Here is a 20,095-nt window from a genome sequence, read left to right as displayed (position 1 = left end):
ATGTAATCTGTTAAGTGTGGTACTACGATGTACCACACTTCCCAAATAATGCGTTGTATTGTGTTGTTACACGTTCTCGAATGACTTCAAGCTCTTCTGTTTGATCAGCAAATTTAGTGTCAGCCAGCGTGAGATGATGGTATTGCTCACGCAATGCTAAGTAGGCCTTTTGCAGTTCGTTTGCCGTTTCTTGTTTAATTAGGTTTCCCGATGCTGCAGCATCAAAGATACGCAGATTGTCAGGGTATACAGTAAGTGCGTCTAACTGATGTGCATGGGCTAAAACCCAGTATTGCGCCATAAACTCGATATCAGTAATGCCGCCTTCACACTGTTTCAAATCAACTTTATCATCGCTATTATTCAGTAAATGCTCGCGCATTTTTATACGCATTTTACACACATCTTCAGCAAGGGTAGCGACATCTCTTTTTTGGCACAATATTGCCTTTCGCACATGCTTGAACGCTTCAAGCAGAGATGTATCGCCACATATAGCGCGAGCTCTTACTAGTGCTTGATGCTCCCACGTCCACGCTTCTTCTTTTTGGTATTTCTCAAAGCCATCAATATGGCAACACAACAGCCCTGCGTTACCAGACGGACGCAGCCTCAAATCGGTTTCGTACAACTGCCCAAACAAGGTTTTGGTGTTGAGCAGATGCATAATGCGTTGTGCAAGTTTGATATAAAACTGTTGTGACTCAATGGATTTAGTGCCATTTGTTGTGCTACCTCTAGGCGCATTGTGCAAAAACACTAAATCAAGGTCAGAGCCATAGCCAAGCTCATAGCCGCCAAGCTTGCCATAACCAACGACAGCAAACCCTTTGTCAGTACCTTCTAAGTGGCTGGGGATCCCGAAACGGGCCTGCATCTGTATCCATGCAGCGTTAACTACATTGTCTAGAATAACTTCGGCTAAAACTGTTAATTTATCGCTTACATTGTTGATGGGCAAAGAATCGCTAATATCACTTGCCGCAATACGTAGCTGCTGACAAAGCTTAAACTGTCGCCATGCATCCATCAGCATTTCAACATCGTCTTGTTCAATGCGCAGCATGGTTTCTCTTAGTTCTAGCTCGTATTCGCGTTTGCTGGTGACAATGTCGGTATTTTGTTGGCCTAAATAGAGCGGCGTGAGTAACTCATCGAGCAATAATGGAAAGCGCTTAATTTCCTGTGCTATCCATTCACTGCGTTCACACAAACGGACTAGTTGTCGCAATACGTCAGGGTTTTCAAGTAGTAAGTCAAGGTATGTTGTTCTGCCTGTTATGGCCTCAATCACACCTAGTATTCGGTGTAACACATAGATTGCATTGGTTGGGTGTTGATTTACCAACACATATAAAATTTCAGGAAGCAGTTTATTTAGTGTGTCTTCACCTTTTTGCCCCATGCGATAGTGACGTTGTTTTTCTTTAAAGTCAGATAAGGCGCCAAAAATACCGCTTATTTCAATGTTAGATAAATAGTTGCAGAATGCATCACGAAACTCTTCTTCTTGAAGTGAAAGGCGCCATGCGTCTTGGCAAGCAGAAAAGAGTGCATCTTCTTCTCCGTGGGTTTCGTGCGACTCCTCGACTAGCTCATTAAAATGACCATGGATTCGCGCCATGGTTGCTTCTAATGATTTTAAAAAATCCTCATAGCGTTCAAAATTCATGACTTCAGCTAACGCGTTTTGCTGCCAGAGCGAATCTGGTAGTGTTTGCGTTTGTTTATCTTCACATTGTTGAAGGGTGTGTTCGACTTTACGTAAAAACAAATAGTCTTTGGTTAGCTGCTGTGTTACTGATTGCTCAATAATTCCAATCTCATGAAGCGCACAAAGCGTAGTAAGTAATGACTTACTTTGTAGTGAAAGCTCTCTGCCACCGTGAATGAGCTGAAAGCTTTGCGCAAAGAATTCCACTTCTCTAATGCCGCCTGCGCCCAATTTGATGTTGTTACTTAAACGACGACGGCGAATTTCAGTGGCAATAAGCTTTTTCATATTGCGAAGTGCATCAAGCGTAGTGAAGTCTAAGTAACGTCTGAACGTAAAAGGATGAAGAATACTTTTTAGCCATTTCGCATTGTCAGTGTTATCGTCATTCACTATGCGTGCTTTCACCATTGCAAAGCGTTCCCAATGTCGACCTTGATCTTGGTAGTAGTCTTCCAGCGCAGCAAAATGCATGACTAATGGACCAGAGTCACCGAAGGGGCGCAAGCGCATGTCAACGCGGTAGACTTGCCCATCATTGGTAACCTTGTTAAGGGCTTGAATGAGCTTTTGGGCTAGCTTGGTAAAGAACTGTTGGTGCTCTATAGATTTCCGCCCTCCCTGGGTTTCCCCTTTTTCAGGGTAGGCAAAAATGAGGTCGATATCAGAAGAAAAGTTGAGTTCTTTACCACCTAGCTTGCCCATGCCAAGAATATACATGTGCATGTCATCGCTATCACACGTGGGTTTTCCGTAACGATTTACAAGATTGTGGTATAACCATTGGTAAGCTGAGCAAATCAGAGCATCTGCTAGTGCTGACACTTGATGCAACGAGTCTTCAATTGACTGTTTGTTTAGTACATCGTGAAAGGTAATGCATGCCATCTGTTGATTGCGAATGTTACGCAAACATGACATCAATTGGTCTTCATTAGAAACCTCGTTCAACGCTTCTGCTAACAGCCCTTTATAAAAAGACAAATGCGCTTTTGTGGGGGGCGTTTGCATGATGGTTGTTAGTGCATCAGGGTATTTTGTTAGAGTGTCAGCGAGAAACGACGAGCGAGAGAATGCCGTAATTAATGTTGTTTTATGGGCTTCAATGGCTGCATTGCTCTGCTCGGTTGAATGCGGTGATGACAACAATTGCTGCCACAACTTTTCGCCGTGTTCTCGGTTTGTCATGCTATTTTCGTCGTCTATTGGCATAATACTCGCTTATTACTTATTGGTAGCCTTGCATGGGCAAGCAGGCCCTAATCGAATACACACGAACTAAAAAAAGAGTTCAGGGAGCAAAGATAACGTGGAAGCCTTGGTAAAACTAGTACCTCTATCGGAAGAATTATTGATCTATCTTGCAATGGATGTAGGCATAGCACTAGTACTATTGATGATCATGAAATGGGTGACGGGGGCAGTACGCGAGTACTCTGTTACTGAAGAGCTAGGCGTTAAGGACAATTTCGCGTTTGGAATAAGTATTGCCGGTGGCATGTTATCGCTTTGTATTGTACTGAGCTCTGTTGTAGGTAGACATGTAGGGCAGGGCTTTAAAGAAGCGGCAATTGGCATGGTTACGTTTGGTGTAGTGGGTATATTACTCGTGAAACTAGGCCGATTCGCGCACGATAAGTTAGTACTTAACAAAATAGATACCCATGAAATGATTGCCGAGCGCAGTGTAAGTGTTGCGCTAGTAGACGCTGCCAGTTTGGTGGCAAGCGCCATCGTACTTCGAAATATCATGCTTTGGGTCGACGGCAGTGACATGAATGCGCTCATCGCTATTGTCACAGGCTTCTCAGTGGTTCTCACTATGTTGCTCGTCATGACGCGTATTTTGGAATTTAGGTATGCTAAAGACAACCAAAACGATTCTTTTCAAGGTGCGCTAGAAAAAGGTCAACTGGCGTTAGCAATAGAGCACACAGGGAATTTATTGGGTACTGCTATGATAGTGTCTGCTGCGAAGAACCTTTTGATTTACAGTCCATCGGGGTATGTGAGTAATGTTACTGGTTGGCTGATTGTGAGTGTTTGTATGGCGGTGGCTCTGCACATTCTTGTGTTGGTAAGTAAGAAAATTATTTTGTTTGGTATGAACTATCGACAGGAAGTTGACCAACAGCATAATGTCGGCGTCGCCGCGCTTGGATTTACCTTAAGTATCGGCAATGCAATGATTATCAATGCAGTATTAGGCGGCTAACCGTTTTCCTACAAAAGAACCCTCTACTTACTCAGCTAAACTGTTCTTTAATACATACTAGGTCATTGAGTACACCTTGCTCGATGACCTTGTTTTTCTGTGACCGACTAAGGCGCTTTACTTGCACTTCAAGCTTAGCCGCCTGAGATTTACCCTCTATCTTAAAAACAGCGCGAAACTCTAGTGGTGCTTTCCCCTTTAGGGCTTTTGCGCCGCCTTTTTTCTCACCGCGGTGTTGTGCAATTCGCCGAATTGGGTCGGTGGTAATGCCAGTGTAAAGCTGACCTAACTTGTTCTCGATTAGGTAAAGATACCAAGGGTTATTTACGTCGCTACTGTGGGTATTGCCCTTGTTGGCTGTTATACTCTGTGCCAATGTACTCACTGTCTTATAAGTTATTTTCAGCATGATATTACCAGATTTTACAAAAGCAAAAGTGCTTATTGTTGGCGACCTAATGTTAGATCGTTATTGGAGTGGTGGCACCGGACGTATATCGCCCGAGGCACCTGTGCCTGTGGTCAATGTGAATAGTGCTGAAGATCGAGCCGGTGGAGCTGCAAATGTTGCGGTAAATGTGGCAACCTTAGGCGCTCAGGTAACCTTGTTGGGCATGTGTGGTAATGATGAAAATGCCCGCATATTAAAAGAGCGTTTACAAACCTACGATATCAATTGCCAATTCTTCGCCGTTCCAGGTTTTGACACAATTACCAAATTGCGTGTTATGAGTCGTAACCAACAACTGCTTAGACTCGATTTTGAAAAGAGTTTTGCTGATGCCAATAAGCAAGACTTAGAAAAGGCTTTTGACAATGCCTTAGATGATGTTGATGTCGTGATTTTAAGTGACTACGCCAAGGGATGCTTGAGTAACCCTCAAACACTGATTGCACGTGCAAGAGCAAAAGGTAAGCGCGTAGTGGTTGATCCCAAAGGCAGTGATTTTTCTAAGTACGCTGGCGCTACACTTATTACGCCTAATATGGATGAATTACGCGGAATTGTTGGTGATGTTGATTCAGAGAAAACCTTAGTTGAAAAAGCCAACACATTAAAATCTGACTTAGCGTTAGATGCGCTGCTTGTAACCCGTTCAGAAGACGGTATGACGCTATTTGAAAGTGACAATACTGAATTTCACCTACCCGCAAAGGCCAAAGAAGTTTACGACGTGACCGGTGCTGGCGACACGGTAGTATCAACCTTATCAGTGGCTATGGCGTGTGACCTTCCACTTCAGGCCGCTTGTGTGTTGGCTAACCTAGCGGCTAGTGTGGTTGTGGGTAAGCTTGGCACGTCAACGGTGTCTAACACTGAGCTTGCTCTTGCGCTAGGCGAGCAGTCTGTGCATCTAGACGGTGGGGTTATGACAGAAGACCAACTGGCTATAGCGCTAAAAGCAGCTAAAGCACGTGGTGAACGAATTGTAATGACCAATGGGTGTTTTGATATTTTACATTCCGGTCATGTGTCTTACCTAGAGGAAGCGGCGCAGCTGGGTGATAGGCTGATTGTGGCGGTGAACACCGATGCCTCTGTTACCGCGTTGAAGGGCCCTGGTCGTCCGGTAAACAATGTTAATCGTCGTATGGCGGTCTTAGCTGGCTTAAGTGCGGTTGATTGGGTAGTCCCGTTTGAAGAAGACACGCCTCAGCGCTTAATTGCACGATTACTTCCCGATATACTTGTGAAAGGCGGCGATTACAAAGTAGAAGACATAGCTGGTGGTAAAGAAGTGATGGCTAATGGTGGTCGTGTCGAGGTGTTATCCTTCGAAGATGGCGTTTCTACTACCGGTATCATTGAGCGCATTACGCAAAACAAACTTCGATAAGCGATGAATGATGTAAAATCATCTTCTGCGCACATTTAACACTTCGATATAAGCGTGTTGTTGGGTACTATAGCTGCGCGCTTTTTAAACACGATATTCAACGGTAATTTTGCATGTACGAAAGTTATTACGGACTTAACTCGAAACCGTTCCAGTTAACCCCAGATCCTGCCTTCTTCTTCGCCAGTAAGTGGCACAAACGAGCCATGTCTTATTTGCAGTATGGCCTGTCGCAAGCCGAAGGATTCATTGTTATTACAGGTGGTATTGGTACCGGTAAGACGACTATTGCAAATAGCCTGCTAGAAGAGATTGAAGACGATATTGCCGCAGCACAAATCGTGACACCTAAGTTATCACCTGATGAATTAGTAAAAATGGTGGCAGCAAAGTTTGATATCGCCACTGAAGGACGCTCAAAAGCAGATATTCTCAAGGCACTAGAGATATTCTTGTATGACCTAAATAGAGCAGGGCGCAGAGCGTTATTGCTTGTTGATGAGGCGCAAAACTTACCTCTGGAAACGATTGAAGAATTGCGGATGCTAAGTAATTTTCAGCTTAACGGAAAGCCGCTTATTCAGAGCTTTTTGTTGGGCCAGGAAGAGTTACAGCCAATATTACGCGCACCAAATATGGAACAATTCCGACAACGCATCGTGGCTTCATGCCATCTTGCGCCACTGACACTTGAAGAGTGTAAGGAATACATTGACTACCGTTTACATCATGCAGGTTGGAACGGTTCACAATTGTTCAGTGATGAAGCGCACAAGCGTATTCACTTGTTCACACGTGGGATACCGCGCAAAATTAATACCCTTATGGACCGCGTCATGCTTTACGGCTTCCTTGAAGAGCTAGATACATTTTCAGCAGAAGCTGTCGATGAAGTCATAGAAGAAGTTAAAGCGGAAATGTTTGAGCCAGATAAAACTGGCGCGGAAGTGACCGAGCATATGGGCTTCGCAGACAGCCCTGAAAGTAAAACAGTGATGACACCTAAAGGTAATGTAATACGCGATACTAAATATTATCTTGATATGTTAGCTGAGCTTGTAGATGCGTTAGACGACGCGATATCGCAAAAAGTGAAAATGACACAGTACGTAGATAAACTGATGAAGAAAAAGTTTAAAACCTACGTTCGCTTAAAGAGTGATGACAAAAAAGAGCAGTAAAACTACTCGCTCAGTTAAAACGCAAACAACAAAAAAAGCGCCTGATACGTTTTTACGTACAGGCGCTTTTTTAGTGGACCGTTGTTGTCAATTCAGCATTCGTTCATGCCGTCTTCGGTGACAGATAGGGAATTAATCGTAGGTGTAGGTGATGCCTAACGTTATGCGTCTATCGGTGAAGTTGGCGCCAAAGAAGCCGTTACTGATACCGCCACCACCTATTAGGTCTCCACTTCTATCGACATAGTTCAAATTCGTGTAAACCTTCAATACGCGACCAAACGTACGCTCAATACCTAGCGTAGCATTCCAGTTGTCACTTTCGCCACTGTTAAGCGTTTCAGAACGTTGAGTTATATTGGCGTAGTTAACACTTGCATTCACATTAGTATAATTACCAATACGATAAGCCAAGGTAGAGCCCAAAGAATATGTACGTGTAAGCCTATCTTGATCAAGCGCATCATCTTCTGAATAGCGCCACGACATACCTAGCGTTACCCGTGAAAAGTCGTATCCCATTTGAAAGTTACTACTTTTACGAACAATGATGTCATCGTTAAACTCAAGGTTCTGCGTGGTGATTTGTACAAATTGCTCGTCTGCATTTGGCACATAGCTTAAGCTATTTGGCTGAAAGCAACTTGCAATTGAGCCTGAGTTGACAGGGCAAACAAACACGCCCAAGTTTTCTGGGTCAGCCAATAATCGGCTTGTATTTGTCACATCTTCTGTGTACCCAAAAGACGTTCGAAAATACTTTGAATTGTAACTTATATTGGCGCCAGCCGTTTCACCAAAGAACCGGCGGCCGTAGTTTGCGCTCAAACTAGTGCGTGAACTAAACGCCCACTGAAGGTCAACTCCAACAAAGCTTTCGCCGTCATCATTTTCAATATCTGAATCAGTGGTATTGGCGGTGAATGAAATGTACCTATTTTGGCTTTGGCGATACGTTAAACCGGCACCATAAGAATTAAACTTGCGAACCAAGCTTGTAGTATCATTTCTGTCTGATACTTGGTTACCTTCATGAGCACCGGTTAATCGAAGTGCCCAGTGCTTTACGAAATGAATATCTAAAAAGCCCGACGCATTGCGCGATATAAAGTCACCTTGTCCTGCTTGTGCGCGGTCAGTGTTTTGGAAGCTGCCCGTAACATTCCAAATTACGTATTCTGCTCTATCACCATTAACAAGGTTAGCTGACATCTGATAAGTGTCATTGTTCAGTGCAAAGCCGTTATTCAGCGCATTCTGTTCAGATGCTACATCTGAATAAGAAGCTTGACCACGGCCTCGCACCCAGTCGCCTTGCGTTAGGGCAGTAGACACGCCAATACGATTTGAGCGTGTCTTCGCTAGTGCGTCTGCGTTTGTGAAAAAGTCAGATACTAAGAAGTTTCCAGCCTGGGCATTTCGATAATTCAATGCACCAGATGCTTCAAACTCCAATAATTCATCAAAAGGTGCCCAATTAGCAGAATAGCTATACTCGCCATAGGTATCTTCTCGGCTAGCATCGTCGTTGTCACGTTCTAAATGAGTAAGCTTACCTTGCCACAACCCGTTGAATGTCCGAGACTCATACGAGGCGTTAATACTTGGATTAACCGAAAGTGTCGTTAACGAAAACGTGCCATTTTCTTCGGAGTCAACATCTTGAAATATACCTTCGGCCGAAGCGTTTGCTGTGACTTTTAGTTTCGCTAGCGCCACATTACTGTTTGCAAGCAGTAAAGTGGCGACAACAGCACAAAGCGGCTTTTTCGCAAAGCAATACTTAGTTGCTTCGTTCTGAGTAATAGTATCCATAATATCCGCTTCCATCGGTGTCATTATGTATTGATTTGTTCACAACAAAACCAATTGCCATATCTGGGTTTAATCGCTCAACCGACATTTTAATGTCATTTATTTTCGCTCTACCTTCTTCCACCACAACAACAGCTTGACCCGCAAAGTTAGCAAGTATGGCACTTTCGTTAATACCGATAAGCGGTGGTGTATCAAAAATAACAATACGATCAGGATAGCGGTTGGCAAATTCATCTACAGTGTCGTGCATCTTCTGACTGGCTAGCAGTTCCGTAGACAAGTGGTGTGATTTACCCGCCGGAATTATCTTAAGTTTGTCGATATTCGTTGGGTACAACACATCAGCGATATCTTCAACATCACCTGTCAAATACTCCATCAAACCTTTTCGACGCTCTAAACCTAACGTATTTAATACATTAGGTTTTAGCACGTCAGCGTCAACAAGCAGTACAGTTTTGTCTTGCTCTGACGCAATACTCATTGCAAGGTTAGTTGCCGTAAAGGTTTTTCCTTCAGACGGTCGACTACTTGTCACCATAATAATATTAGGGTTATGAAGCGTTTTTGACAGAGAACCGAAAGAGTTTGCTAAAAGCTTACGCTTTATTTCACGATACTCTTCGTTAATCTGCTTTCTTTCACCGGTTAATGAAATATGACCATTCTTTTCCAAACGTTCGAAATCAATCACGAACTCAGGAAGTGGAGAACGCTGTGGTTGATTACTAGAAGCGGGTGATTGCTGAGCTTCACCTTTGGGTAACTCTGCTTCTTGAGTAACTGTTTGAGCTGGAGTTTCGCCTGTAACTGGCGTATTGGCTTGAACAGAGTCAGCAGAATGCTCTGTGGGCGCGTTAACCTGTGCGTCCACCTGAGGGGATTCTTGATTCAAATCATCCGTGCTGGCTTTCTTACTGTTCGCCTTTGCTTCTCTTTGTTTCTGGAGTGCTTTTTCAATTGTATTTTTCATTAAAATAAGCCTCCGAATAAATCAATATTCATAATTTCCGCGGCAATTAAAACACTGTACATCGCGACAATAGCACCGCTGGACATTAAGAATATAATCAAGCGAGACCTATTGGTTTTATTAATTTGTTCAATATTTAAGTGAGTTACTGTTCCCCAAATAGGGTAGTCAGATACGCTAAGTAACTGCTTAGGTCGTATTAGTACCGGTTTAAGCTGGCTAACTAAAAACGCAATAGCAATACCTGCACCAAAGCCAAGAATTAGCACGGCAGTATAGAAAATTATTCTATTAGGGCCTGAAGGACGTTTGGGCAGTAGTGGCGGCTCAATTATTCTAAACTGCAAGTCTTCTGCAGATACATCAGCTCTTCTTGATAAATCCGCAGACTCTTTTCTAGAAAGTAATTCTTCATACTTACGCTTTGTAATACCGTAATCACGGTTTAACGCACTAGACTCAGCTTCAATTTGGGGTATCAAGTCTACTTTGCTTTCAAGCGCAGCAATTTTACCCTCAAGATCATTTTCTTTCACGCGAAGAGACGCAATCTGACTCTCAAGGCGACTTGCCTCAAGGGATATTTCGCGATTGAGTTCTGTTAGTGGTTGGTTTCCGTTGTCATCAGCTTGATTTAAAAACGCGTCTATTTCAGTTTGACGAGACTTTTCTAAGCTTTCAAGTAACGCTGTTGCTTCCACAACATCTGGGTGCTTATCGGTAAAGCGAAGCTTTAATCGGTCAAGCTCTTCTTCCAGTGTTTTAATACGGTCGTCATATCGGGTACGAAGCACGGGCTCTTCCGCATCAGTAACACCAAAACTATCGCTGCGTTTCGCATTGTTAATTTGATTTTTTAGTGACTGAGCTTGTTGTTGTGTTTGCTTTATTTGAAGCTGTGTTGCCTCTAGCTCGCTATTGAGCGACTGCAAACTAGTATAATAGGTACCCGCAAGTGGCAAAATGTCGTTGTATTGACGCTTAAAATCAGCCAGACGCTGTTCAGCCTCAGACAATCGCGATTCATACTCGGCTATTTGCTCATCGAGAAAGCGACCCGCCGTGTCAGTATCTTTTCGATTGTTACCCAAGGCACCTTCAACAAATAAGTCTAAGGTTTCTTGTACAACACGCTGAGCCACGGTGGGCGATTCATTTTCAAATGAAATATTGAAAATGTTATCTCTTCCTGTCGATTGCAGTGCAATATCTTTTGACAACGACGTAACCAAGCTTTCAAACTCAGCCTCGGTTGATGTGGTAATATCTAAATCACTTTCACGCGCTATTTTTTCAACATTACTGCGGCTTAGTAATGTTTTCGCCATCATTTGAATTTCTTGGTCAGGGTTAGTTTGAATGGCGAGGCCGCGAAGAAGCGGTTGAAGTACTGAACGTGTATCTACATAAACCTGAGCTTTTGAAGAGTACACGTCCGGAAGTGTTGCTACATATAAAAAGCCGATCGGACAGATCAGCCATGAAAATATAATTACGTAACGCTTCTTTATCCAGACACCCTTGACGTAGTCAAGGATCTGAGTGAGCGTTTGCTGTAAATCCTGCATTTTATTTTTTGTTCCGTATACTACTTAACAACTAGAACCAGGCTTCTGGAATAATAACGATATCACCCGGTAACATATCCACGTTTTCTGAGATATCACCGTCGCGAATAAGATCGTCAATATTAATATCGAACGTTTTCTGATTACCATTTACTACACGTACAAGTTTTGCGCCGTTACCGTTAGCAAATTCGGTAAGACCACCCACCGCTATCATCAAATCTAGCAATGTCATGTGTTCTGTGTAACTCACAGCGCTTGGATTAGTTGCTTCACCAATAACTCGAACCTGCTCACTTAATGGCCCTGTAAAGTTGTTAACACTTACTGTCACGCGTGGGTTGTTAATATATGTAGAGAGTTGTTCTTCTATTTCACGAGCGAGCATGGTAGGAGTTCTTCCCGCAACGTCAATATCTTCAACTAGCGAGGTGGTTACCTTTCCGTCGGGGCGAACAATAAAGTTGCCAGACACTTCAGGGTTACGCCAGACGAAAATGGTCAGCGAATCACCTGGACCAATAAGGTATTGGTAGTCGTTAACGTCGGTAGTTAGCGACGCGCGGGTTGTTGCTTGTGGCAAAACGCCAGTGTTACTACAACCACTAAGGCCTATTAAAACTAATGTTGCACAGCAAGTAAGTAGCGTTCTAAAACGGAACATAAGAGATCATCCTACACTCATTATGGTTAAATTGTACTTTAGTCGTTTACCCTACGGTAAATGTCACTATAATGCCAATAACAATTCTAGTCTATTGGAATAAATCCCTTTATGATGGGAAATATCGCTGTAGTTTTAGGGGGCCAGGGGTGGCAGTAAACAAGCGCAATCAAAATAAACGCTCAAATATTTTAGTAGTAACAGAGGCGTTGCTCATTGCATACATGGGGTATATTTCCCATTTCATACTTACTCAAATAGGTATGTCAGCAACGGTCTCGGTAGAAAAGCTCATTATTAATGTGGGCATGCTCACCGTTTCTATACTGCTTTGTTCATTGTCAGTGGGATTATACGAGGCCAAGCTTCGTGAAACATTCCGCGGCATCATTCGTCGTATCTTTGTAAGTGTAGGTCTTAGTTACTTTTTAGTTGAAGTGCTTAGTCGTGCATTCTTTGACGAACTGGTAATGGACTCCTACTTTTTACCCGCTGCTGTCAGCTCAATTATAATCACACTAGTGGTATTCAGGTATTTCACTAATCGTTTAGGGCTGCTTGGCTTAGGGAAAGTTCGCATTCTTGTATTAGGTGCAGGAGAACGTGCTTCCATTATTGAAAAGAGAATGCGCCGCGACGTAGACCGAATTGGTTTTGAGTTAGTGGGTTTTATTCCTATTCCTGGCGATAACCGCGAAGACGGCATTAGAAAAGAAAAAATCATACATCTGAAAATTGACGATAGCTTCCAGCAATTTATTGCTGACAACGACATTGAAGAAATAGTTATCGCATGTGACCAACGCAGAGGTACTTTGCCTGTTGAGGTGTTATTTGACTGTCGTTTACGTGGAATCGAAGTAACTGAATTACTCGATTTTATGGAGCGCGAGACTGGTCAAATTGTTGTGAATCTGATGTACCCAAGCTGGGTTATTTATTCAAATGGTTTTCAGAGCCAGAACTATTTACGAGATGCATTGGATTACACCTTAAATGCCGTGCTCGCTATATTCATTCTGTTTTTTGTTTGGCCCATAATGCTATTTACTGCCGCTTTCATTTACTTAGACGATGGAAGACGCACAGGCGTTTCTGTTTTCTACAAACAAGAGCGTGTTGGACTGAATGGAAAACTGTTCAAAATTATAAAATTTAGAAGCATGCGCCCAGACGCTGAGAAAGACGGTGCGAAATGGGCAAGTAAAAATGATGATCGTGTTACACGTATCGGTCATTTTATCCGTAAATACCGCATAGACGAACTACCTCAGTTACTGAACGTCTTTAGAGGCGAGATGGCGTTTATTGGTCCACGTCCTGAAAGACCACAGTTTGTAGAGCAGCTTGTAAGAGAAGTGCCTTACTACAATCAACGTCACAACGTGAAGCCAGGATTGGCGGGTTGGGCACAGTTGAATTACCCCTACGGTGCAAGCGTTGAAGACTCTATGGAAAAGCTTAAATTTGATCTTTACTACGTAAAACATCAAAGTTTGCTGCTTGATATTCTAATTTTGATAAGAACCGTTGAAATTGTTTTATTCGGTAAAGGGCGATAGAAATGAAGTTAGATAGTCGCCTTAATGCGATGACTGTAGATGTAGAAGATTACTTTCAAGTATCTGCCTTTGAAGATGTCATCAATAAGGAAAGCTGGGATTCTCAACAGCTGCGAGTTGGACAAAATACGCATCGCTTACTCGATCTTTTTGCCGAAAATAACGTGAAGTCGACATTTTTCACGTTAGGTTGGGTGGCTAAGCGTTGCCCTGACGTAATTAAGCGAATTGTCGACGAAGGTCATGAACTTGCAAGTCATGGTTTAGAACACCAACGCGCGACAACTATGTCACAAAGTCAGTTCAAGGAAGATGTTTATGCGAGCAAATCTATCCTTGAAGACGTGGGCGGTACTGCAATAAAAGGCTACAGAGCGCCTAGCTTTTCAGTCAACGATTCGAATACGTGGGTGTACGACGTACTTGTTGAACAAGGTTTCGTCTATTCATCTAGCACCTATCCAATAGAACACGATTTATATGGTGTTCCGCAGTGGCCAAGATTTAAATACGAACGCAAGGAGGGTATCACTGAGATACCTATTCCTACCATTCGCAAGAAGGGAACAAACGTGGGCATAGGCGGCGGAGGCTTTTATAGGCTCTACCCGTATTGGCTTTCTAAAAAGCGTATTATGGCGTTCATGGAAGCGGAAAGTGCTCCGTATAGCTTTTACTTTCACCCTTGGGAAATAGACCCTGATCAGCCATATATAAAAGAGGCAAATTGGCGGTCTAAGTTCAGGCATTACATCAACCTCTCAAGAATGGAATCCAAAATTGAAAAGCTGTTAAAGGATTTTAACTGGGGTAGCATGTATGACGTCTATATCAAATGATGTCCCTAATACATATCGAAACGTTACTATAGCGCCTGTGCAAGCGGCCTGCTTACTGGCCCTTGCAGTGCTTTGGCTGATTGCCTATTTCAGTACGTTTGAAAAAATTGTTTTAACGTGGTTCGAGTCGACCACCTTTGAACATGCGGTTATTATCGCACCCATTGCTATTTGGTTGATTTACCGAAAGCGTTATGCCTTCGGATTGGCTCGTCGACGCAATATAGATGTGATCCTAGGCTTTGCTGGATTGCTAGCGGCCGTTCTGCTTTTTGTGGTGGGCAAACTATCTTTAATAAACGCATTGCAGCAATTTGCGCTTATGTCTATGCCCCTTTTCTTTGTATGGGGAATTTTTGGCTTTGTCACACTGCGGCATTTGTTCTTTCCGCTTTTTTTCCTAATAATGTCTGTGCCTTTCGGCGAGTTTATGATTCCGCATCTTCAGGAAGTGACGGCCGATTTAACTGTAATGATGCTAAAAGTAGTAGGCGTGCCCGTTTACCGTGAGGGATGGTATTTACAAATTCCTGAGGGACTTTTCCATGTCGCTGAAGCCTGCAGCGGTATTCGCTTCTTATTTTCTACTATAACCATTGGCCTACTTATTGCGCACTTGGAAATTCGTTCCAGAATTAAACAAGCCGTTTTTCTTGCCTGTGTACTTGTTATTCCAATCCTTGCCAATGGTATGCGCGCATTTATCATGGTTTACATAGGCCATGTAAGTAATATGGAGGCAGCCGTTGGGTTTGATCATCTTGTTTACGGATGGGTATTCTTCTTCTTTGTTACAGCCTTAGTGCTGGCATTTTCACGCCTATTCTATGACGAAAAGTACGTGCCCAAATTTAATGACAGTACAACGACAGTGGCGTTGCCTAAGAAGCGTTTCGCAGCAGCGGTCATTGTAATCGCAATAGGTCCTGTTTTCATGGGGGCTTTCCATAGTCAGCAAACACAGGCACTGGAGAAAGTGAGTGAAGATGGCGTAGTACTAACCGACATTAAATCACTATCGGGTTGGCAACCAATTTATACGGGTTTTGACGAATATCGTTTTGAGACAGTTCAAATCAACGAAGCGACTATCATACTGCATGAAATTACCTATGTGACCGAAAACGAAGAGAAAGAGTTAGTTACATGGAACAACAAGCCATATGACCCTGAAGTTTGGTCGGTGGCAGAGTCTGAGGCGCGAGTAATAGATAAGGCGCAGCAGCGCTTCCACTATAAGTATTTGCAGCTGAAAAATGGCATGGGCAGATCAATTCACCTGGTATATATGTGGAAAGTTGGTGATGTATACACGGTAAATCCTATCACTGTGAAAGGGATGCAAGTATTGAATAAGCTTTCTCTTAATGACTTTGGTGGTGTGGCATTATATGCTGCATCTGAAGGGAACGTATCACAACAAAGCTTGATCGAAGCGCTGATAAAACTAGAACAACAAAAGAGTGAGTGAGCAAGTGGATATTTCAGTCGTAATTCTGTCTTTTAACTCTGAAAAGCATATAGGCAAGTGCTTAACCGCACTTTTTGACGCATTACAAAGTGCAGAGTTAACCGGCGAAGTTTTTGTCGTTGAAAATGGATCGGTGGATAATTCACTTGAATGTATTAACCAATACGCTGACAAGTTTGGTAGCGCGCTTCACGTAATAAATCTTGGTGAAAACACCGGTACAACATTTTCAAGAAATCAAGCTCTAAAGCGTGCATCAGGCAAGCACGTGTTAGTTTTAGACTCCGATGCCTACGTTAATGCAGAAGCACTTAAGCGATTAATCAGTTACCTAGAGCAAAATAAGCAAGTGGGCTTAGCTGTGCCAAAAGTGACTTATGCATCTGGTAATTTCCAGCTTTCATGTGACAAGTTTCCCACGCTATGGGGTAAAGCAAAGCGTTTCCTATTCTTGAAGAAGATGGAACAAAAACCCAATGACTTATCTTTAGTCAGCGATCCTGTTGCGGTTGATTATGCTATATCAGCATGTTGGATGTTGCCTAAGCACGTTGTAGATAAAGTGGGAATGTTAGATGAAAAGATCTTCTACTCCCCAGAAGATGTCGATTACTGCATTCGTATTTGGGAGGCTGGCTTCCAGATTCACTACGTTCCAGATGTATCCGTAATTCATGACGCGCAGGAGTTGTCGCGCGGTTTTAAGCTAAATAAATTCCATTTTTCGCATCTCGCGGGCATTTTTTACCTTATGAAAAAGCATAGATACTTCTGGGGTTTAAATGGACTTTACAAGCGAATTCAAAGGAGATAGCTCGCGTGTGTGGCGTAGTGGCTTGGGTAAAAGCGACAACTGACGGAAAAGTTGACGAGTCTACTTTGCGTTCAATGACAGCAACGCTTCATCATAGAGGCCCTGATGGAGAAGGGTTCTATATTGACGGCAATGTGGGGTTGGGGCACAAGCGACTATCAATTTTAGATGTTGAAAATGGCAAGCAACCCCTTGAAAGTGATGGCGTTGTATTAAGTTACAACGGAGAAATTTATAATTTCAAGCAACTGAAATCTGAACTAGAAGCTTTAGGGCATGTTTTTGCTTCGCAATGCGATTCTGAAGTGTTGTTATTCGCATGGAAAGAGTGGGGCGTATCAGCGGTTCATAAATTGCGTGGCATGTTCGCATTTGTTATTTATGACAAGCCTCAAAATACACTGTTTGTAGCCAGAGATCGTTTAGGCATTAAACCGTTACACTGGGCAAGAACATCACAAGGCGATTTGTTATTTGCGTCTGAGCTTAAAGCTATTACTGCGCATCCAGATATTGAAAAACAACTGAACCCCTGTGCCATAGAAGATTTTTTCTCGCTAGGCTATGTGGCCGACCCTAAAACCATTTTTAAAGATGTATTCAAATTACCGCCAGCACATGTTATTTCAATAGATTTAAGCGACCCAACGCGTGATGTAACTCCCGAGTGTTATTGGGAAATAGAAAATTTTGTTTCTGATGAAATTACCCGCGAGCAAGACATAGGCGAAGAGTTCGCTCGGCTGACGGAAGAGGCGATTACGCTACGTATGGTAGCTGATGTTCCGTTAGGCAGTTTCCTTTCAGGTGGTATTGATTCATCAGTGATTTCTGCTGTAATGCAAAAGCACTCTGAAGTACCTATAAATACCTTTTCAATTGGCTTTGACTTATCTAAGTATGATGAATCTTTTTATGCGAAGCAGTTGGCCACGCAGTTAGGGTTTAAGCATTTGAACACCAGTGTTTCCATTAATGATTTAACCTTTATGGAGACCTTGGTTGATATTTACGATGAACCCTTTGCAGATAATTCGGCTATTCCAACATTCATACTATCGGGTGTTGCGGCGCAGCATGTAAAAGTAGCGCTGTCTGGTGACGGTGCTGATGAGCTGTTATACGGTTATCGCAACCACAAAATGCTGTGGGTTGAAGAGAAAATCCGCAAGTGTTTGCCAGACGGCGTACGCAAAAAAATGTTTGGTACATTGGCAAAACTTTATCCCAACCTTAAAACTGCTCCGAAATTTTTGCGCGGTAAAACAACCTTAAACGCTTTATCTGGTAGCGCAATAAGCAGTTATCACAATGCTATTTCAATCACGCATCAAAATGAATTAGCCCGCTTGTATTCGCCGCAACTTAAAGCGCAATTACATGGCTACAGTAGTTTGAACATGTTTGATGATATAGCGAAGAAATGCAAAAGCACTAACAGCCTCAAAGCTATTCAGCTTATAGATTTTAAAACCTATCTTGCAGGTGGCATTCTTACCAAAGTAGACCGTGCAAGCATGAAAAACTCGCTTGAAGTGCGCGTGCCTTATTTAGATCATCACCTGGTAGAGCGCACGCTGGCCGCATCTCCATCGCTCAATTTATCGTGGGGCCAAACCAAGAGACTTCTGGTCAACGGTTTTAAACACTTGCTTCCCTCATTTGTCACTAAGCGAAACAAAATGGGGTTTTCATCACCCATTGACGAGTGGCTTCGACAGATTCCCAAAGAGAGTTTGAAAAGTAGACTTTCAGACGGGGCACTGGCGCAAACTGGGCTATTTTCTCTAGACGGTATCAGCATACTGCTAGATGAACATCACGAGCGTGGTCACGAGCATGGGATGACTATTTGGTCACTTCTTATTTTTAACGCATTTTTAGAAAAACACTTTGGAACACAAAAAAGTGAAAATATTGTATCACCATAGAATTGCCTCGAAAGATGGGCAGTATGTTCATGTCGAAGAATTAACTAACGCGCTTGACGAGTTAGGGCACGAACTTCATTTTGTTGCGCCGCAAGTTAATGAAAATGCGGATTTTGGTGGTGATGGCGGTTTTGTAAGTAAACTCAAAAAAGCATTACCTAAAGCATTGTATGAAATCCTTGAGCTGAGCTACAGCGCATGGGTTTTCATCAAGCTTGTGGTTGCTATTTTAAAGTTTAAGCCCGAAGTTATTTATGAGCGTTACAACCTTTATCAACCTGCGGGAGTGCTAGCAGCAAAGTTATTCAATATTCCTTTGCTACTAGAAATTAATGCCCCTCTTGCTGAAGAACGCGCAAAATATAGTGGTCTGGCGTTACAAGGTTTTGCCAAAAAGATAGAAGACTTTACCTGGAGAGGCGCCACACATTGCTTGCCTGTTACTGATGTTTTGGCTGATTACATGCGAGAGGCCGATATTCCAGAGTCAAGAATAACGGTTATTCACAATGGTGTAAGGCAGCAGTTTATTGATGAAATGATGCAACATGACATCAACGTTAATAAACAAGAAATTGTTATTGGGTTTACAGGTTTTATTCACCCATGGCACGGAATGGACAAAGCTTTAGAGGCAATTGCAGAACACAAGGAACTTCCGCTGCGCTTAATTTGTGTGGGTGATGGGAATATTTTACCTGACTTACGGCAGCAAGCTGAGACGCTAGGCATTTCGGAAAAAGTGGAGTTCAAAGGTCTAGTTACACGAGATAAAGTATTGGATTTTGTAAAAGAGTTCGACATTGCGTTACAGCCTGATGTAACCGCTTATGCATCACCTTTGAAAATGTTCGAGTATATGGCCGTTGGTGCTTTAATAGTGGCACCGAAAACGTCGAATATTCAGGAAATACTAAGTGACGATACAGCGCTCTTCTTCGAAAAAGGCGACAAGGCTGACTTCAAAAAAGCGCTTACTACTGCAATCACGTCATACAAAGTTTTAGACTGCAAACGCAGAGCGGTTAAGCAAAGCGTATTAGATAAGCAGTTTGTGTGGCAAGAGAATGCGAGAAAGGTTGTTGATTTGGCAAAGAGAGTAGCAAATGAAGCGCATAATTAGTCTGGCTGTGTTATTCGTATTACTTATAGCGTTGGGTAGTGTACTTGTTCTAAAAGGTAATGAATCAATTGCGATTTGTAAGCCAAGTAAAACGTCAACGCCGTACTGTAAATTTGTTGGTAAAACCACACAAGTCTATCTGAATAGTGATGGTCTGGGTTTGGTGTTTATCGACGGTAATATTGACACTAAGAGTGCATCTGATTTTGGATATGCTATTTCTTCAGGAAGTGCGTTTGCCTTTGATATTCAAAGTTCACATGGCCGGGCAATGTTTGATATGGCGTTATTGGCTCGGCAGCACAATTTCACAATAGAAGTACACGCTAGAGAAGTCGAACAAGGCTATCTCTTAGCTGATCGTATATGGGTAAAGTAGAGGAT

General features: G+C 42.8%; 16 protein-coding genes. 10 read left to right on the top strand and 6 right to left on the bottom strand.

Features of this window, described 5'->3' with window-relative positions; all coding sequences use genetic code 11:
* Positions 1-22: 22 nt before the first annotated feature.
* Positions 23-2,926 (bottom strand): bifunctional [glutamate--ammonia ligase]-adenylyl-L-tyrosine phosphorylase/[glutamate--ammonia-ligase] adenylyltransferase, encoded by a 2,904-nt coding sequence (glnE, locus tag LHL20_RS08725; protein ID WP_226433018.1) that lies wholly within the window; start codon positions 2,924-2,926, stop codon positions 23-25.
* A gap of 97 nt (positions 2,927-3,023) precedes the next feature.
* Between glnE and LHL20_RS08720 the strand changes: the two genes are divergently transcribed.
* A complete protein-coding gene (locus tag LHL20_RS08720; RefSeq protein WP_226433017.1) occupies positions 3,024-3,929 on the top strand; it encodes a DUF350 domain-containing protein in 906 nt (301 codons plus the stop codon).
* Positions 3,930-3,960: 31 nt separating this feature from the next.
* Here LHL20_RS08720 and LHL20_RS08715 read toward each other — a convergent pair whose 3' ends face one another.
* Positions 3,961-4,338: a GIY-YIG nuclease family protein gene (locus tag LHL20_RS08715; protein ID WP_319003220.1), complete on the bottom strand. Its 378-nt coding sequence runs from the start codon at positions 4,336-4,338 to the stop codon at positions 3,961-3,963.
* Here LHL20_RS08715 and hldE point away from each other — a divergent pair.
* Positions 4,337-5,767: a bifunctional D-glycero-beta-D-manno-heptose-7-phosphate kinase/D-glycero-beta-D-manno-heptose 1-phosphate adenylyltransferase HldE gene (gene hldE, locus LHL20_RS08710; protein WP_226433016.1), complete on the top strand. Its 1,431-nt coding sequence runs from the start codon at positions 4,337-4,339 to the stop codon at positions 5,765-5,767. The two genes, LHL20_RS08715 and hldE, sit on opposite strands and share 2 nt — an antisense overlap.
* Before the next feature lie 113 nt (positions 5,768-5,880).
* Positions 5,881-6,948: an XrtA/PEP-CTERM system-associated ATPase gene (locus LHL20_RS08705; RefSeq protein ID WP_226433015.1), complete on the top strand. Its 1,068-nt coding sequence runs from the start codon at positions 5,881-5,883 to the stop codon at positions 6,946-6,948.
* Positions 6,949-7,080: 132 nt separating this feature from the next.
* Here the strand turns inward: LHL20_RS08705 and LHL20_RS08700 are convergent, their stop codons facing one another.
* From LHL20_RS08700 to LHL20_RS08685, 4 genes are read right to left on the bottom strand one after another with little or no spacing between them, the layout of a single operon-like run.
* Positions 7,081-8,763, bottom strand: a complete 1,683-nt coding sequence (locus LHL20_RS08700) for a TIGR03016 family PEP-CTERM system-associated outer membrane protein (RefSeq protein ID WP_226433014.1) — start codon at positions 8,761-8,763, stop codon at positions 7,081-7,083.
* Positions 8,732-9,739 (bottom strand): XrtA-associated tyrosine autokinase, encoded by a 1,008-nt coding sequence (locus tag LHL20_RS08695; RefSeq protein WP_226433013.1) that lies wholly within the window; start codon positions 9,737-9,739, stop codon positions 8,732-8,734. The genes LHL20_RS08700 and LHL20_RS08695 overlap by 32 nt, the downstream gene beginning before the upstream one ends.
* Positions 9,739-11,307 carry an XrtA system polysaccharide chain length determinant gene (locus tag LHL20_RS08690; protein WP_226433012.1) on the bottom strand — a complete coding sequence of 523 codons (1,569 nt, stop codon included), beginning with the start codon at positions 11,305-11,307 and terminating at the stop codon, positions 9,739-9,741. Before LHL20_RS08690 ends, LHL20_RS08695 begins: the two co-directional genes overlap by 1 nt.
* 31 nt (positions 11,308-11,338) lie before the next feature.
* Complete coding sequence (locus LHL20_RS08685; RefSeq protein ID WP_202262106.1) at positions 11,339-11,971, bottom strand: XrtA/PEP-CTERM system exopolysaccharide export protein; 633 nt, start codon at positions 11,969-11,971, stop codon at positions 11,339-11,341.
* 149 nt (positions 11,972-12,120) lie between these two features.
* On the opposite strand from LHL20_RS08685, the gene LHL20_RS08680 reads away from it, so the two are divergent.
* From LHL20_RS08680 to LHL20_RS08650, 7 genes are read left to right on the top strand one after another with little or no spacing between them, the layout of a single operon-like run.
* Positions 12,121-13,533 carry a TIGR03013 family XrtA/PEP-CTERM system glycosyltransferase gene (locus LHL20_RS08680; RefSeq protein ID WP_202262105.1) on the top strand — a complete coding sequence of 471 codons (1,413 nt, stop codon included), beginning with the start codon at positions 12,121-12,123 and terminating at the stop codon, positions 13,531-13,533.
* A 2-nt stretch (positions 13,534-13,535) separates the two neighbouring features.
* On the top strand, positions 13,536-14,372 hold the full coding sequence (locus LHL20_RS08675) for an XrtA system polysaccharide deacetylase (protein WP_202262104.1): 837 nt from the start codon (positions 13,536-13,538) through the stop codon (positions 14,370-14,372).
* The gene (gene xrtA / locus LHL20_RS08670; RefSeq protein ID WP_226433011.1) at positions 14,353-15,843 is read left to right on the top strand and encodes an exosortase A; all 1,491 of its coding nucleotides are present in this window, start codon (positions 14,353-14,355) and stop codon (positions 15,841-15,843) included. Before LHL20_RS08675 ends, xrtA begins: the two co-directional genes overlap by 20 nt.
* Before the next feature lie 4 nt (positions 15,844-15,847).
* Positions 15,848-16,657: a glycosyltransferase family 2 protein gene (locus tag LHL20_RS08665; protein WP_226433010.1), complete on the top strand. Its 810-nt coding sequence runs from the start codon at positions 15,848-15,850 to the stop codon at positions 16,655-16,657.
* Positions 16,658-16,662: 5 nt separating this feature from the next.
* The gene (gene asnB / locus LHL20_RS08660) at positions 16,663-18,588 is read left to right on the top strand and encodes an asparagine synthase (glutamine-hydrolyzing) (protein ID WP_226433009.1); all 1,926 of its coding nucleotides are present in this window, start codon (positions 16,663-16,665) and stop codon (positions 18,586-18,588) included.
* Entirely contained in the window at positions 18,566-19,711 is a 1,146-nt protein-coding gene (locus LHL20_RS08655; RefSeq protein ID WP_202262100.1) for a glycosyltransferase, read from the top strand. The genes asnB and LHL20_RS08655 overlap by 23 nt, the downstream gene beginning before the upstream one ends.
* Positions 19,695-20,090 carry a hypothetical protein gene (locus tag LHL20_RS08650; protein ID WP_226433008.1) on the top strand — a complete coding sequence of 132 codons (396 nt, stop codon included), beginning with the start codon at positions 19,695-19,697 and terminating at the stop codon, positions 20,088-20,090. Before LHL20_RS08655 ends, LHL20_RS08650 begins: the two co-directional genes overlap by 17 nt.
* The last annotated feature ends 5 nt before the right edge of the window (positions 20,091-20,095 follow it).

The sequence above is a fragment of the Alteromonas sp. McT4-15 genome (assembly GCF_020515205.1).
Taxonomy (GTDB): Bacteria; Pseudomonadota; Gammaproteobacteria; order Enterobacterales; family Alteromonadaceae; genus Alteromonas.
The sequence above is the reverse complement of the archived record's forward strand: the minus strand, read 5'-3'. Positions and strand labels throughout refer to the sequence as shown.